At 70.1% G+C, this 13,931-nt stretch carries 12 protein-coding genes; 8 read left to right on the plus strand and 4 right to left on the minus strand.

The features are described 5' to 3' along the window. Positions 1-123 precede the first annotated feature (123 nt). From frr to AB0436_RS20795, 8 genes are all read left to right on the plus strand, one after another. Complete coding sequence (gene frr / locus AB0436_RS20760; RefSeq protein WP_366469443.1) at positions 124-681, plus strand: ribosome recycling factor; 558 nt, start codon at positions 124-126, stop codon at positions 679-681. Next, positions 681-1,796 carry a phosphatidate cytidylyltransferase gene (locus AB0436_RS20765; RefSeq protein ID WP_366469360.1) on the plus strand — a complete coding sequence of 372 codons (1,116 nt, stop codon included), beginning with the start codon at positions 681-683 and terminating at the stop codon, positions 1,794-1,796. The genes frr and AB0436_RS20765 overlap by 1 nt, the downstream gene beginning before the upstream one ends. Positions 1,797-1,910: 114 nt before the next feature. Beyond that, positions 1,911-3,017 (plus strand): 23S rRNA (adenine(2503)-C(2))-methyltransferase RlmN, encoded by a 1,107-nt coding sequence (gene rlmN / locus AB0436_RS20770; RefSeq protein WP_366469361.1) that lies wholly within the window; start codon positions 1,911-1,913, stop codon positions 3,015-3,017. 236 nt (positions 3,018-3,253) lie between these two features. Next, positions 3,254-4,339: a thiamine ABC transporter substrate-binding protein gene (locus AB0436_RS20775; protein WP_366469362.1), complete on the plus strand. Its 1,086-nt coding sequence runs from the start codon at positions 3,254-3,256 to the stop codon at positions 4,337-4,339. A 65-nt stretch (positions 4,340-4,404) separates the two neighbouring features. Continuing rightward, a complete protein-coding gene (locus tag AB0436_RS20780; protein WP_366469444.1) occupies positions 4,405-6,054 on the plus strand; it encodes an iron ABC transporter permease in 1,650 nt (549 codons plus the stop codon). Next, positions 6,054-7,076, plus strand: a complete 1,023-nt coding sequence (locus AB0436_RS20785; RefSeq protein ID WP_366469363.1) for an ABC transporter ATP-binding protein — start codon at positions 6,054-6,056, stop codon at positions 7,074-7,076. The genes AB0436_RS20780 and AB0436_RS20785 overlap by 1 nt, the downstream gene beginning before the upstream one ends. Positions 7,077-7,324: 248 nt before the next feature. Next, the gene (locus AB0436_RS20790) at positions 7,325-8,233 is read left to right on the plus strand and encodes a methyltransferase domain-containing protein (protein ID WP_366469364.1); all 909 of its coding nucleotides are present in this window, start codon (positions 7,325-7,327) and stop codon (positions 8,231-8,233) included. A gap of 1 nt (position 8,234) precedes the next feature. Then, on the plus strand, positions 8,235-9,329 hold the full coding sequence (locus AB0436_RS20795; RefSeq protein ID WP_366469365.1) for a hypothetical protein: 1,095 nt from the start codon (positions 8,235-8,237) through the stop codon (positions 9,327-9,329). A gap of 52 nt (positions 9,330-9,381) precedes the next feature. Here AB0436_RS20795 and AB0436_RS20800 read toward each other — a convergent pair whose 3' ends face one another. From AB0436_RS20800 to AB0436_RS20815, 4 genes are all read right to left on the minus strand, one after another. Beyond that, on the minus strand, positions 9,382-10,488 hold the full coding sequence (locus AB0436_RS20800; protein WP_366469366.1) for an LOG family protein: 1,107 nt from the start codon (positions 10,486-10,488) through the stop codon (positions 9,382-9,384). A gap of 26 nt (positions 10,489-10,514) precedes the next feature. Further along, positions 10,515-11,675, minus strand: coding sequence for a hypothetical protein (locus AB0436_RS20805; protein WP_366469367.1), 1,161 nt, complete (start codon positions 11,673-11,675; stop codon positions 10,515-10,517). Beyond that, complete coding sequence (locus tag AB0436_RS20810; protein WP_366469368.1) at positions 11,657-12,394, minus strand: ATP-binding cassette domain-containing protein; 738 nt, start codon at positions 12,392-12,394, stop codon at positions 11,657-11,659. Before AB0436_RS20810 ends, AB0436_RS20805 begins: the two co-directional genes overlap by 19 nt. A 172-nt stretch (positions 12,395-12,566) precedes the next feature. Further along, a complete protein-coding gene (locus tag AB0436_RS20815; protein ID WP_366469369.1) occupies positions 12,567-13,931 on the minus strand; it encodes an aspartate aminotransferase family protein in 1,365 nt (454 codons plus the stop codon).

The raw sequence follows: 13,931 nt of genomic DNA on the forward strand, positions 1-13,931 counted from the left end.
CGGGGGCGGGGCCGCCCGGAGGTGGACAAGAACCTGCCGGTCGGACACCGTGCAGGGCAACACGCGGATTTACTCCCGGGCCTTGAGTACGCAGGGCCCACTCAAGACATGCAGGAGCAAGTGGTGATCGAAGAGACCCTCCTCGAGGCCGAGGAGAAGATGGAGAAGGCCGTCGTGGTCGCCAAGGAGGACTTCGCCGCGATCCGCACCGGCCGTGCGCACCCGGCGATGTTCAACAAGATCGTGGCGGAGTACTACGGCGCACTGACCCCGATCAACCAGCTGGCCTCGTTCTCGGTTCCCGAGGCGCGGATGGCCGTGGTGACCCCGTTCGACAAGAGCGCGCTGCGGAACATCGAGCAGGCCATCAGGGACTCGGACCTCGGCGTCAATCCCAGCAACGACGGCAATATCATCCGGGTGACGTTCCCCGAGCTCACCGGCGAGCGCCGCAAGGAGTACACCAAGGTCGCACGGACCAAGGCCGAGGACTCCAAGATCTCGATCCGCTCCATCCGCCGCAAGGCCAAGGAGACGATCGACAAGTTCATCAAGGATGGTGAGGTCGGCGAGGACGAGGGCCGCCGCGCCGAGAAGGAGCTCGACGACACCACCGCGAAGTACGTCGCACAGGTGGACGAGCTGCTCAAGCACAAGGAAGCCGAGCTGCTCGAGGTCTGATGAACGACTCTTCCTGGAGTGTCCCGCCGAGCGGCAACTACGTCGGGGAATGGCGACAGGCCCCCGACCAGGGGCCTCTCCCGGCGGGTCCCGCGTACGGCGAGCGTGAAGCCGAGCAGACTCGGCCCATGCCCATCGTGCCCGACGCAGGCAGAGACGCCGAAGACCACGACCGTAACGATCGCGATCGGGGGGCTGCCGGGCCGAGTGGCCCCCCGTTCCGCGCCGAGATGCCGCAGGAGCCCATGTCCGCCCCGTCGCCGCCACCGGACAGTCCGGACAGGCCGGAGCGGCCCGAGAAGAAGAAGGCCGGCCGTGATCTGCGGTCCGCGATAGGGGTCGGTGTCGGACTCGGCGCGGTGGTGATCGCCTCCCTCTTCATCTGGAAGGCCGCCTTCGCCGGTGTGGTCGTGGTCGCGGTGGTGGTCGGCCTCTGGGAGCTCACCTCCCGCCTCGACGAACGCAAAGGCATCAAGGCGCCCCTGGTTCCCCTCGCGGTGGGTGGTGCGGCGATGGTCATCGCCGGATACGCCCGCGGCGCCGAGGGCGCCTGGATCGTCATGGCACTCACCGCGCTCGCCGTCCTGGTCTGGCGGATGACCGAGCCGCCCGAGGGATATCTCAGGGACGTCACAGCGGGGGTCTTCGCCGCCTTCTACGTGCCGTTCCTAGCCACCTTCGTGGCCCTGCTGCTCGCGGCGGACGACGGGCCGTGGCGGGTGCTCACCTTCCTGCTGCTCACCGTTGTCAGTGACACCGGGGCTTATGCGGTCGGCTGGCGTTTCGGCTCGCACAAGCTTGCGCCGCGCATCAGCCCGGGAAAGACCCGGGAGGGGCTGTTCGGCGCCATCGGCTTCGCGATGGTGGCGGGCGCGCTCTGCATGCAGTTCCTTATCGACGACGGTCAGTGGTGGCAGGGCCTGCTGCTCGGCTTCGCCGTCGCCGCCAGCGCCACGCTGGGAGATCTGGGCGAGTCCATGATCAAGAGGGATCTCGGGATCAAGGACATGGGTACGTTGCTGCCGGGCCACGGCGGAATCATGGACCGGCTCGACTCCCTGCTGCCCACCGCCCCGGTCGTCTGGCTGCTGCTCGCCCTGTTCGTCGGTTCCTGACACCGCCGCTGACCTGCCTGTTTCCTGTACGGGCAGCCGATGCACGCTTACCGAGGTCCCGCTGTCCACCGGACGGCGGGACCTCCGTCGCGTGTCTGCGACACTGGATGAACCATGCCTAAGCCCGGAGAACTCACTTTCGTCGCGCCCCGCGGGGCCAAGAAGCCCCCGCTCCACCTCGCCGACCTCTCGCCCGCCGAGCGTAAGGACGCCGTGGCCGAGACCGGCGAGAAGCCCTTTCGCGCCAAGCAGCTGTCGCAGCACTACTTCGCCCGGTACGCCCACGACCCGGCCGAGTGGACCGACATTCCGGCCGCGTCGCGCGAGAAGCTGCGGGCCGCACTGCTTCCCGAGCTGATGAGCGTGGTGCGGCACATCAGCTGCGACGACGACGCGACCCGTAAGACGTTGTGGAAGCTGCACGACGGCACGCTCGTCGAGTCGGTCCTGATGCGCTACCCGGACCGGGTGACGATGTGCATCTCCTCGCAGGCCGGCTGCGGTATGAACTGCCCCTTCTGCGCCACCGGACAGGCCGGCCTGGACCGCAATCTGTCGACCGCCGAGATCGTGCACCAGATCGTCGACGGGATGCGGGCGCTGCGGGACGGCGAGGTGCCGGGCGGGCCGGCCAGGCTCTCCAACATCGTCTTCATGGGGATGGGGGAGCCACTCGCCAACTACAAGCGGGTCGTCGGCTCCATCCGCCGGCTCACCGATCCGGAGCCCGACGGTCTCGGGCTCTCGCAGCGCGGGATCACCGTCTCGACCGTCGGCCTGGTCCCGGCGATGCTGCGGTTCGCCGACGAGGGCTTCAAGTGCCGCCTGGCGGTCTCGCTGCACGCGCCCGACGACGAGCTGCGGGACACGCTCGTCCCGGTGAACACCCGCTGGAAGGTCCGCGAGGTGCTGGACGCGGCCTGGGAGTACGCCGCGAAGTCGGGCCGCCGGGTCTCCATCGAGTACGCCCTCATCCGCGACATCAACGACCAGGCGTGGCGGGGCGACCGGCTCGGCCGCCTGCTCAAGGGCAAGCCGGTCCACGTCAATCTGATCCCGCTGAATCCGACTCCGGGGTCCAAGTGGACCGCCTCCCGCCCGGAGGACGAGAAGGCTTTCGTCGCGGCGATCGCCGCTCATGGCGTGCCGGTGACCGTACGGGACACCCGTGGCCAGGAGATCGACGGGGCGTGCGGGCAGCTGGCGGCGTCGGAGCGGTAGGGCCCGTGTAACGTGAGCCGTACATTTTCATATTCCGACAGGGGAGCGCCACAGCGCTGAGAGTGCGGCAGTCGTCGGGCCGCAGACCCTTTGAACCTTGCCCTCGGGTCCCGGGACGTTCCCGGTGTCCTGGATCCCGGGTAGGAAGTTCGGTCATTACTCAAGCTGTTGCGCCCTGCCCGTGTTCTGCGGGCAGGGCCGCGTCTCTTCCTGGATGCATCCCAGGAGGAAGTTCAGTGAGCACCACCAAGAAGCTGACGGTCACCGCGCTGGCCGCTGCGCTGGGCGTTTCGACGCTCGCCGCCTGCGGCAGCTCGGGCGGATCGGGCTCCTCGGCCGAGAAGTCGAAGACCGTGACCCTGGTCAGTCATGACTCCTTCGTCGCCTCTCCCTCAGTGCTGAAGGAGTTCACCAAGGAGACCGGCTACACCGTCCATGTCCTCAAGAGCGGGGACGCGGGCGCGGCGCTCAATCAGGAGATCCTCACCAAGGGCTCGCCGCGCGGCGATGTCTTCTTCGGCGTCGACAACACGCTGCTCTCCCGGGCGCTCGATCACGACCTGTTCACGCCCTACCGGGCCAAGGGCCTCGGACAGGTGCCCGCCGATGTGCAGCTCGACGCCAAGAAGCACCGGGTCACCCCCATCGACACCGGTGACATCTGCGTCAACTACGACAAGAAGTACTTCGCCGACCACAAGCTCGCTGTGCCGCAGAGCTTCGACGACCTGGTCAAGCCGGCGTACAAGAACCTCCTGGTCACCGAGAACGTGGCGACCTCATCGCCCGGTCTGGGCTTCATGCTCGGCACGGTGGCGAAGTACGGCGATGGGGGCTGGCAGGGCTACTGGAAGAAGCTCAAGGCCAACGGCGTGAAGGTGGTCGACGGCTGGGAGCAGGCGTACAACCAGGAGTTCTCGGGTTCGGCGGGAGGCAGGAAGGCCAACGGCGACCGTCCGCTGGTGGTCTCGTACGCGTCGAGCCCGCCGGCCGAGGTGGTCTACGCGAAGCCGCAGCCGAAGACGGCCCCGACGGGCGTCGCCACTTCCACCTGCTTCCGGCAGATCGAGTTCGCCGGTCTGCTGGACGGGGCGAAGAACCCGGCCGGCGGCAAAGCGCTGCTCGACTTTCTGATCAGCAGGAAGTTCCAGGAGGACATGCCGCTCAACATGTTCGTGGACCCGGTGACCAAGGGGGCCGCGCTGCCCGCCGCGTTCAAGAAGTTCGGGGCCCGGATCCCCGCTCCGCAGACGGTCGCGCCCGACACGATCGCCAAGAATCGTGACCAGTGGGTCAAGACGTGGTCCTCGATCGTCCTGTAGCGACCGCCGAACCCGGTAACGCGGAGGAGGCGCCGACGGGCAGCGGCTGGGCGAGGCTCGGCCTGATGGCCCTGCCCGTCGCGTTCTTCGCCCTCTTCTTCGCCTATCCGGTCGTGGCGATCGTCGGCCGTGGGCTCAAGGTCGGCGGGGCCTGGCAGTTCGGGCAGGTCGGTGAGGTGCTGGGCCGTGCCGACATCCTGCAGGTGCTGTGGTTCACCACCTGGCAGGCGGTGGCTTCGACCGCGCTCACCGTGCTGATCGCGCTGCCCGGTGCTTACGTGTTCGCCCGCTTCGAGTTCCCGGGCAAGCAGTTGCTGCGGGCGGTGGTGACGGTGCCCTTCGTGCTGCCCACCGTGGTGGTCGGTACGGCCTTCCTCGCCCTGCTGGGGCGCGGCGGGCTGCTGGACCAGATGTGGGGGGTCCGCCTGGACACCACGGTCTGGGCCATTCTGCTGGCCCACGTCTTCTTCAACTACGCGGTGGTCGTCCGCACCGTGGGCGGTCTCTGGTCGCAGCTGGATCCCCGCCAGGAGGAAGCCGCCCGGGTTCTCGGCCTGTCCCGGTTCGACGCGTGGCGGAAGGTGACGCTGCCCGCGCTCGCCCCTGCCGTGGCCGCGGCCGCGCTGATGGTGTTTCTCTTCACCTTCACCTCCTTCGGTGTGGTGCAGATCCTCGGCGGGCCGACCTTCTCCACGCTGGAGGTGGAGATCTACCGGGAGACCGCCGAGCTGCTCGACCTGCCGACCGCCGCCGTGCTGACGCTGGTGCAGTTCGTCGCGGTCGGTGCGATCCTCACCCTGCACGGGTGGATGGTACGGCGCGGCGAGAGCACGTTGGCCCTGGTGGATCCCGCGCAGACCGCCCGCCGACCGCGCGGTGCGGGGCAGTGGGGACTGCTCGCCGGGGTGCTCGCGGTGGTGCTCGTCCTGATACTGCTGCCGCTCGGCGTCCTGGTCGAGCGGTCGCTGGATGCCCCGGGCGGATACGGCTTCGCCTTCTACCGGGCGCTGCAGTCGCAGGGCGCGGGCGGCGGTACGTTCCTGGTGCCGCCGGCCGACGCGATCTGGAATTCGGTGCAGTACGCGCTGGCGGCGACCGCCATCGCGCTGGTCATCGGCGGCTTCGCGGCCACCGCGCTCACCCGCCCCCCGTCTCGGCTCCGCCCGACCGGAAAAACGTCCGTCGTCGGCCGGCTGGTGCGGGGGTTCGACGCGCTGCTGATGCTGCCGCTCGGCGTGTCGGCGGTAACCGTCGGCTTCGGCTTTCTGATCACCCTCGACAAACCGCCGCTGGATCTTCGCTCGTCCTGGATCCTGGTGCCGCTGGCCCAGGCGCTGGTGGGCGTGCCGTTCGTGGTGCGGACCATGCTGCCCGTACTGCGCGCGGTCGACGGGCGGCTCCGGGAAGCCGCCGCGGTGCTCGGGGCCTCGCCGTTGCGTGCCTGGCGTGAGGTGGATCTGCCGCTGGTACGGCGGGCACTGCTGGTCGCAGCGGGGTTCGCTTTCGCCGTGTCGCTGGGGGAGTTCGGGGCGACCGTCTTCATCGCCAGGCCGGACAAGCCGACCCTGCCGGTGGCGGTGGCCCGGCTGCTCGGAAGGGCCGGGGAGCTCAACTACGGACAGGCGATGGCACTGTCCACGATTCTGATGCTGGTGTGCGCCGTGTCGCTCCTGGTACTGGAACGTCTGCGCACCAACCGTTCGGGAGAGTTCTGATGCTGCAACTGGACGGTGTGACGGTGCGCTTCGGTGACCGGGTCGCACTCGACGCGGTGGACCTTGTGGTGGCCGAGCACGAGACCGTCTGTGTGCTGGGACCCAGTGGCAGCGGCAAGTCCACCCTGCTGCGGGTGGTGGCGGGGCTGCAGCATGCATCGTCGGGGCGAGTACTGCTGGGCGGCGCCGACCAGTCGGGGGTGCCGGTGCACCGTCGCGGCGTGGGCCTGATGTTTCAGGACCACCAGCTCTTCCCGCAGCGGGACGTCGGCGCCAATGTCGCCTTCGGGTTGCGGATGCGTTCGGTGTCCCGGGCCGAACAGGCCGCCCGCGCCGATGAGTTGCTGGAGCTCGTCGGGCTGCCCGGAGCTCAGCGGCGGGCCGTTGCGGCGCTCTCGGGTGGTGAGCAGCAGCGCGTCGCGCTGGCCCGCGCGCTCGCGCCGAGGCCCAGGCTGCTGATGCTCGACGAGCCGCTGGGGCAGCTCGACCGCAGTCTGCGGGAGCGGCTGGTCGTCGAGTTGCGGCAGCTGTTCGGCCGGCTGGGCACGACGGTGCTCGCCGTCACCCACGACCAGGGTGAGGCCTTCGCGCTGGCCGACCGGGTGGTGGTCATGCGCGACGGCCGGATCGCCCAGGTCGGCACACCGCTGGAGGTCTGGCAGCGGCCCGCTTCGGAGTTCGTCGCCCGCTTCCTCGGTTTCGACAATGTGGTGGTCGCGACGGTCACCGGGGAGGCGGCGGACACCCCGTGGGGCAAACTCCCGGTGCCCGAGGGCTCGCCGCAGGGGGAGCAGCGGCTGCTGGTGCGGCCGGCGGGCGTACGGTTCGTACCGGCCGACGAGGGCCTGCGCTGTGCGGTGCTGTCGAGGACTTTCCGGGGCAGCCATGTCGCCGTGCGACTGCGGCCGGAGCAGGGTCCGCCGCTGGAGGCCGAGTGTCCGCTGTTCCTGGCGCCGGACGCGGACGGGACGGTCGGGGTCGCCTTCGATGCCGGCGAAGTGGTGCTGCTGCCCGCCCGCTGAAGCGCGGCGATCATGGCCGATTATCGCCCTGGGGCGCCTGTCGCCGGTTGGTGCCGCACGGGGGCCTTTCTCCGTATGGAACGGCCCTAGCAGATGAACGATGCCGCATGTCAGATAGATCAAAGACGGCCTCATTAGGACAGTTTTGGTCGTTAACTGGTCAACAGGAAGCGGTATGTGACTGACTGTGTTCTCCTTGACTGGTTCTCGTGACCCATTGGCCGAATAACCGTGCAGGGGGGCCTGTCATGGACAACCGACTCGCATTACGCGCGACCGCGATGGAGGAACCCGGTTTCGATGTGGACCAGGTTCCGCTCTACTACTCCGCCAAGACGGCGGCGATCGTCCACAAGTACGGGCCCGGACCGCGCATTCACTTCCATGTCGGTCTCTTCGACCCGGGGCAGCCCCCCAACACCACAGTCGCCCAGCAGGTGATCCGGCGGCGGCTCGTCGCCTCGCAGGAGGCCATGGTGGCCCGGGCCGGCCAGCTGTGGGACGTGGCGGGCGAGCGGCCCGACGAGCTGCTGGACGTGGGCTGCGGACTCGGCGGCGGCTCGATCCACTGGGCTCAGCACCACGGTGCTTCGGTCACCGCGCTGACCATCGCCGGGGACCATGCTCCGCTGATAGCCGATTTCGCCCGGCAGGCCGGCGTCGGCGCGCTGGTCACCCCGCTGGTCGGCGATGTGCACGAGCTCGCCGCGGCCCGCCGGTACGACGCCGCGGTCGCCTTCGAGAGCTCCGGATACATGGACCGCGAACGGTTGTTCCAGGTGATGGCCCGGGCGCTCAAGCCCGGCGGCTGGTTCGGGGTCCAGGAGCACTTCCTGCGCCGCCCGGAGTGGACCGAGTTCATCGACGGGTATTACCACACCCGGCTCGGCACCCTGACCGAGTACATCTCGGCCGCCCGGTCGGCCGGCTTCGACCTGGAGCAGGACGAGGACGTCACCGACCAGGTCGCGGAGTTCTGGGTGCAGAGCATGGCGTGGTCGACCCTGGAGCTGGACCGGACCGCGGGTGCCGACGCGGCCCCCGTGCCACGGGAGCGGCTGACCGAATCCGCGCTGACCCACGGCAAGTTCTTCCGGGTCTGGCGGGACCGCAGCATCGAGACCCGCATTCTGCTGTTCCGGCTGCGGGGGGCCTGAGTTGGGCACCCGCGCTCCCGCCATAGGCTGGCGGCTCCCACCGTTCTACTGCCCCATCCAGCCGGCCGTTCACCCGGCCGCTGCGCGGCTGGAACCGCGCGCGCTGGCCTGGGCCGACGCTTTCGGCCTCTACCCCGACGAGGTCGAACGCGCCTGGGGCGCCGCCACCCACAGCACCGACTTCAGCTGCCGCGTCATCCCCGGTGGCGACGAGGAGCGGCTGCTGCTGTTCATCCACTGGAACCACTGGGCGTTCGCGCTGGACGACGTGGTCCACGACACCGGCGCGTCCACCACCACGGCGGCCTCGGTGGCCGAGTTCAACTCCCGGGTGGCCCGGGGCCTGGAGACCCCGGGCGCGGGCGGGCTCGGCCCGGGCCCGCTGTCGGCGGCCTTCGACGATCTGGTGCGGCGCACCCGTGCGGCGGCCGGCCCGTTCTTCTTCCACCTGATCTGCGAGGGCCTGCGGGACTGGCTGTTCGGCGCCACCTGGCAGGCGGCCAACACCGAACGCGGCCTGATGCCGAGCCTGGACGACTACGTCTCCATGCGGCCGTCGATCAACGGTACCCGCTTCTCCCTGGCCTGGAGCATGCTCGCGCAGGACATCGAGCTGCCGCCGCAGGACCTGTACGACGACCGGGTGCAGGCGCTCACCGACATCGCCGGTTACGTGGTGAGCTGCGACAACGACCTCTTCTCGTACGCGAAGGAGGACGATCAGGAGCAGCTGGAGCAGAACCTGGTGAACGTACTGGCGCAGGCCGGGCGTTGCACCCCCGCCGAGGCGCTCGCCGAGGCGGTCGGGCTGCGGGACCGGGCGATGACCCTGTTCCTGCGGTTACGCGAACAGACCGCCAGGGGAGCGGGAAGCGAGCTGCGCCGTTACCTGGAAGCACTCGGTCACTACATCGTCGGCTGTGTGCTGTGGATGAACGAGGCCCCTCGCTATGCGAGTCCGCGCAACCGTAACCCGCTGCCGGTGGCCGGCGCCGCCTGGGGCATCGAGCTCACCGACCGGCCCAGCGACCCGCGCACCGAACCGCCGCCGGTGCCTTCGGCGGCCTGGTGGTGGGCCCAGCTGGACCGGAACTGAACGTCCGGCCGCGCGACCGGTACCGCGGCCGCGCGGCCTTCGGAGGACAACGTCAGAAGGACATGGCGGCCAGCGCCTCCGGCACCTCGTCCACCGTGTCGACCAGGGCGATCCTGGACTCCATCGCGCGCCCCTCGGCCAGTGACACGAGCAGCGGCCAGGCCGGCAGTTCCTCGGTCCAGTGCCTGCGGTCGACCAGGACCATCGGGGCCGGCTCGCCGCGCGAACCGTAGTAGTTCGGGGTCGCGTTGTCGAAGATCTCCTGGACCGTACCGGCCGCGCCCGGCAGGAAGATCACACCCGCCGTGGAGCGCGCCAGCAGACCGTCCTCGCGGGTCGCGTTGGCGAAGTACTTGGCGATGTGGCCGGCGAAGGGGTTGGGCGGTTCGTGGCCGTAGAACCAGGTGGGAATGCCGATCGAGTCACCGCCGTCAGGCCAGCGGGAGCGCACCTCGAAGGCGGCTCGTGCCCAGTCGGAGACCGACGGGGTGAACGACGGTGTCTTGCCGAGGAGCTCGAGCGCCTCGTCCAGCATGCCGTCCCGGAAAGGCGCCGCGTAGGCGCCGAGGTTGGCGGCCTCCATGGCGCCGGGACCGCCACCGGTGGCGACCGTCAGGCCGGTGCGCGCGAGGCTGCGCCCCAGGCGGGCCGCTCCGGCGTACGGTGCGGTACCGCGGGCCATCGCGTGGCCGCCCATCACGCCCACCACCCGTGCGCTGTCGAGGTGTTCGTCGAGGGCGTCCGAGATCGCGTCGTCGTGGATCGAGCGGAGCATCGAGGCGAATATCTCGCCGTTGGCACTGGTCCGCTGGAACCAGGCGTAGGCCAGCGCGTCCGGAGTGGCCGGGTAGCCGCCGTCGGAAAGCCCCTCGAAGAGCTCGTCGGCGGAGTAGAGCAGACCGCGGTACGGCGCGAAGGGCAGGCCGGGAACGGGCGGAAAGACGAGCGCCCCGTCCGCACGGACCTTGGCCTCGGCCTCGGGGCGCATGGGGCAGCCGAGGAAGACGGCGTTCGCGCTGTCCGTCGACAGCAGGGCGTCCGTACGGCCCGTCAGGTCGACGGCCTGGACGCGGTAGCCGCCGAGCGGTCCGTGGGCGACGACCCGGTCGAACTCGTCGGGGGTCTCGATCTCGCGATCATGCTCAGCGGTGGTGGCCATCGGGCCATCGTAAGGGGGTAGCCGCTTCACCCCGAGAGGGGTACGGCAGCCAGCGCCGAGACGAGCGAAGTGACGGCGGCGACAAGAGCGAACAGAGCCGCCGCGCGGACCGTGGCCGCCGTCCGGAGCACCCCCGCGGCGGCGCACCCCCGCAGCAGCGCCGCCGTCTCATCGGCTCGGTCCTGCTTGGCCTCCAGGACAGCGGTGAGGAGCGAGGCCACTGTGCAGGTCACCACCACCCCGGCGCCGAGCGCGGTCACCGGGCCGAACAGGCGCGGGCCGTCGCCGCTGAGCGACGCCGCGGCGACGATTCCCGAGAGCACCGCGCACAGGATGCCCAGTGGGCGGCCGATCCGGCGGGCCTCGGTCTGCAGGACCCGTCCGGCGAGAAGTCGCACGCCGCCCGGGCGCACCGACTGCAGGACGCGGCCGCACAGGTGCGTCAGACCGGGCCCCGCCAGCGCGAGCCCCAGCGCGGTCAGTGTCCAGCCGGCCAGCACGCCGGCCGGACTCCCGTCGAAACGACCGGGGACCGGCAGCGGCGTTCCGCCGGGGTGCCGGCCGCTGTAGGTCTCGATCGCCAGGCCCACCGCGACCAGGGCGACACCCCAGGGCAGTCCGGTCGGCGCCGCGGCCGGCGGGGACCCGGCAGCCCGTGCGGGGTCGTCCGGCGCCGCGGTGCGCGGGCGGAGGATCCAGGAGCTGATCGCCGTCGCGGCGAGCGGGACCACGGCGAGCAGCGTGATCACGGCGGCCCACGGGAGCGGGGCGCCGGCGCCCAGCAGACGGGGGGCCGCACCGTCGAAGGGCAGCCCGCTGAGGTCGCCCCGCAGATGCAGGAAGACCAGCAGCGCGACCACACTGCCCAGCGTGCAGGAGAGCGCCGTGGAGGCGGCCGAGAGCGCGGCGATTCCGAAGGGGCCGAGCCCGGCCGCCGTCATGCCCGCGCGCGGCCGGGCGCTGGGGTCCGTGCGGGCCACCGAGACGGCCAGATACACCGCTGCCGTCAGCGGGACCAGGCACCAGAGCAGATGCAGTTGGGCTCCCGACGAGCGCGTCGGGTGTCCCGCCGCGTACCCGAGCGAGGCCAGCAGCAGGAATCCGGCTCCCGCCGATGCCGCGGCGACCGTCAGACGCCGCAGCAGCACCAGCGGCTCGGCGCCGCGGACTAGACGGAGAGCGAGCACTCGGCGCGGCCTCCCCTGTCGGCTTCGTCGGAAGCCCCGAGCGCGGTGACACGGCGACCGTCCTGCAGCCCGATCGTCCGGTCGGCGTGCGCCGCCACCTCGGCGTCCTGGGTGGCGACGACGACGGTGATGCGGTGGGTGCGTGCGGCGGTGGTGAGCGTACGCAGCACCTGGGCGCCCTCCGCGCGGTGCAGCGCGGCGGTGGGTTCGTCGGCGAAGAGCACCGACGGCATGGCGACCAGCGCCCGCGCCACCGCGACCCGCTGCCGCTGTGCCTGGAGCAGGGCGTGCGGACGCTTGCGGGCGAGCATCCCGACGTCGAGACGCTCCAGCCACTCGGCGGCGGCGTGTTTGGCCGCGCGGTGCGATGTGCCCTTCAGCAGCAGCGGCAGGGCGGCGTTCTCCCAGACGGTCAGTTCCGGTACCAGCCGGGGCTCCGGGTCGATCCAGCTGAAACGGTCCAGCCGCAGCCGCTCGCGGGCCATCGGTCGCAGGGTGTGCACCGGGCTGCTGTTGAACCACACCTCGCCCTGCTGCGGTACGAGCTGCCCCGACAGACACCGCAGCAGCGTCGTCTTGCCACTGCCCCGCGGTCCGAGGACGGCGACGATCTCTCCCTCGCCCACCCCGAGCGAGACATTGGTGAGCGCGGGCGAGCCGCGGTGGGAGTAGTGCGCGTTACGCGCCCAGAGCACGTCGTTGTCCGGCGGGGCCACCATGGCGGAACACCTCGGTTCAGATCTGATATCCGGGCCCCGTTCGGGGCCCGGAAACGGAGCCGATCGGTCACTGGGCACCGTAGGTACTCGGAACCGGGGTGGCGGACAGCGCGCGGCCCGGCCGCCCCCGTATCCACTCGTACGGGTGCAGCCGGGCCGTGTGTTCAGCTGATCAGAGCTTCGCCCAGGCGTCGGAGAGGACCACCCGCAGGATCGACTCGATCTCGTCGAACGTCGACTGGTCGGCGATCAGCGGCGGGGCGAGCTGCACGACCGGGTCGCCGCGGTCGTCGGCCCTGCAGTACAGACCGTTCTCGAAGAGGCCCTTGGAGACGGCGTTGTAGAGGATCCGCTCGGTCTCCTCCTCGTTGAAGGTCTCCTTGGTGGCCTTGTCCTTCACGAGTTCGATCCCGTAGAAGAAGCCGTTGCCCCGGACGTCGCCGACGATCGGCAGGTCGTGCAGCTTCTGCAGCGTCGACAGGAAGGCGCCTTCGTTGTCGAGGACGTGCTGGTTCAGCCCCTCGCGCTCGAAGATGTCCAGGTTGGCCAGGCCGACGGCGGCGGAGACCGGGTGCCCGCCGAAGGTGTAGCCGTGCAGGAAGGTGGCGCCGCCCTGCCGGTAGAACGGCTCGGCCAGCCGGTCCGAGACGATGCAGGCGCCGATCGGGGAGTAGCCCGATGTCATGCCCTTGGCGCAGGTGATCATGTCGGGTATGTAGTCGAACTTGTCGCAGGCGAACATCGTGCCCAGGCGGCCGAAGGCACAGATGACCTCGTCCGAGACGAGCAGCACGTTGTACTTGTCGCAGATCTCGCGCACCCGCTGGAAGTAGCCGGGCGGAGGCGGGAAGCAGCCGCCCGCGTTCTGCACCGGCTCCAGAAAGACGGCGGCGACGGTGTCGGCGCCCTCGAAGAGGATCTCCTGTTCGATCTGGTCGGCGGCCCAGCGGCCGAAGGCCTCCGGGTCGTCGCCGTGGATCGGGGCCCGGTAGATGTTCGTGTTGGGGACCTTGTGCGCACCGGGGACCAGCGGCTCGAAGGGTGCCTTGAGACCCGGCAGGCCGGTGATCGACAGGGCCCCGGCCGGGGTCCCGTGGTAGGCGACCGCACGGGAGATGACCTTGTACTTGGTGTGGTTGCCGGTGAGCTTGTGGTACTGCTTCGCCAGCTTCCAGGCGGTCTCCACCGCCTCGCCGCCGCCGGTGGTGAAGAAGACCTTGTTGAGGTCGCCGGGTGCGTGCTGGGCCAGCCGCTCGGCCAGCTCCACGGCCTTCGGGTGGGCGTAGGACCAGATCGGGAAGAAGGCCAGCTCCTGGGCCTGCTTGTACGCGGTCTCGGCGAGCTCGTGCCGGCCGTGTCCGGCGTTGACCACGAACAGGCCCGCCAGGCCGTCGAGGTAGCGCTTGCCCTTGTCGTCGTAGATGTAGGTGCCCTCGCCACGCACGATGGTGGGAACGGGCGCGTTCTCGTACGACGACATGTCGGTGAAATGCATCCACAGGTGGTCGTACGCGGTCTGGCTGAGGTCCTTGCTCAT

Source organism: Streptomyces sp. NPDC051322 (assembly GCF_040689485.1).
Lineage (GTDB): Bacteria > Actinomycetota > Actinomycetes > Streptomycetales > Streptomycetaceae > Streptomyces.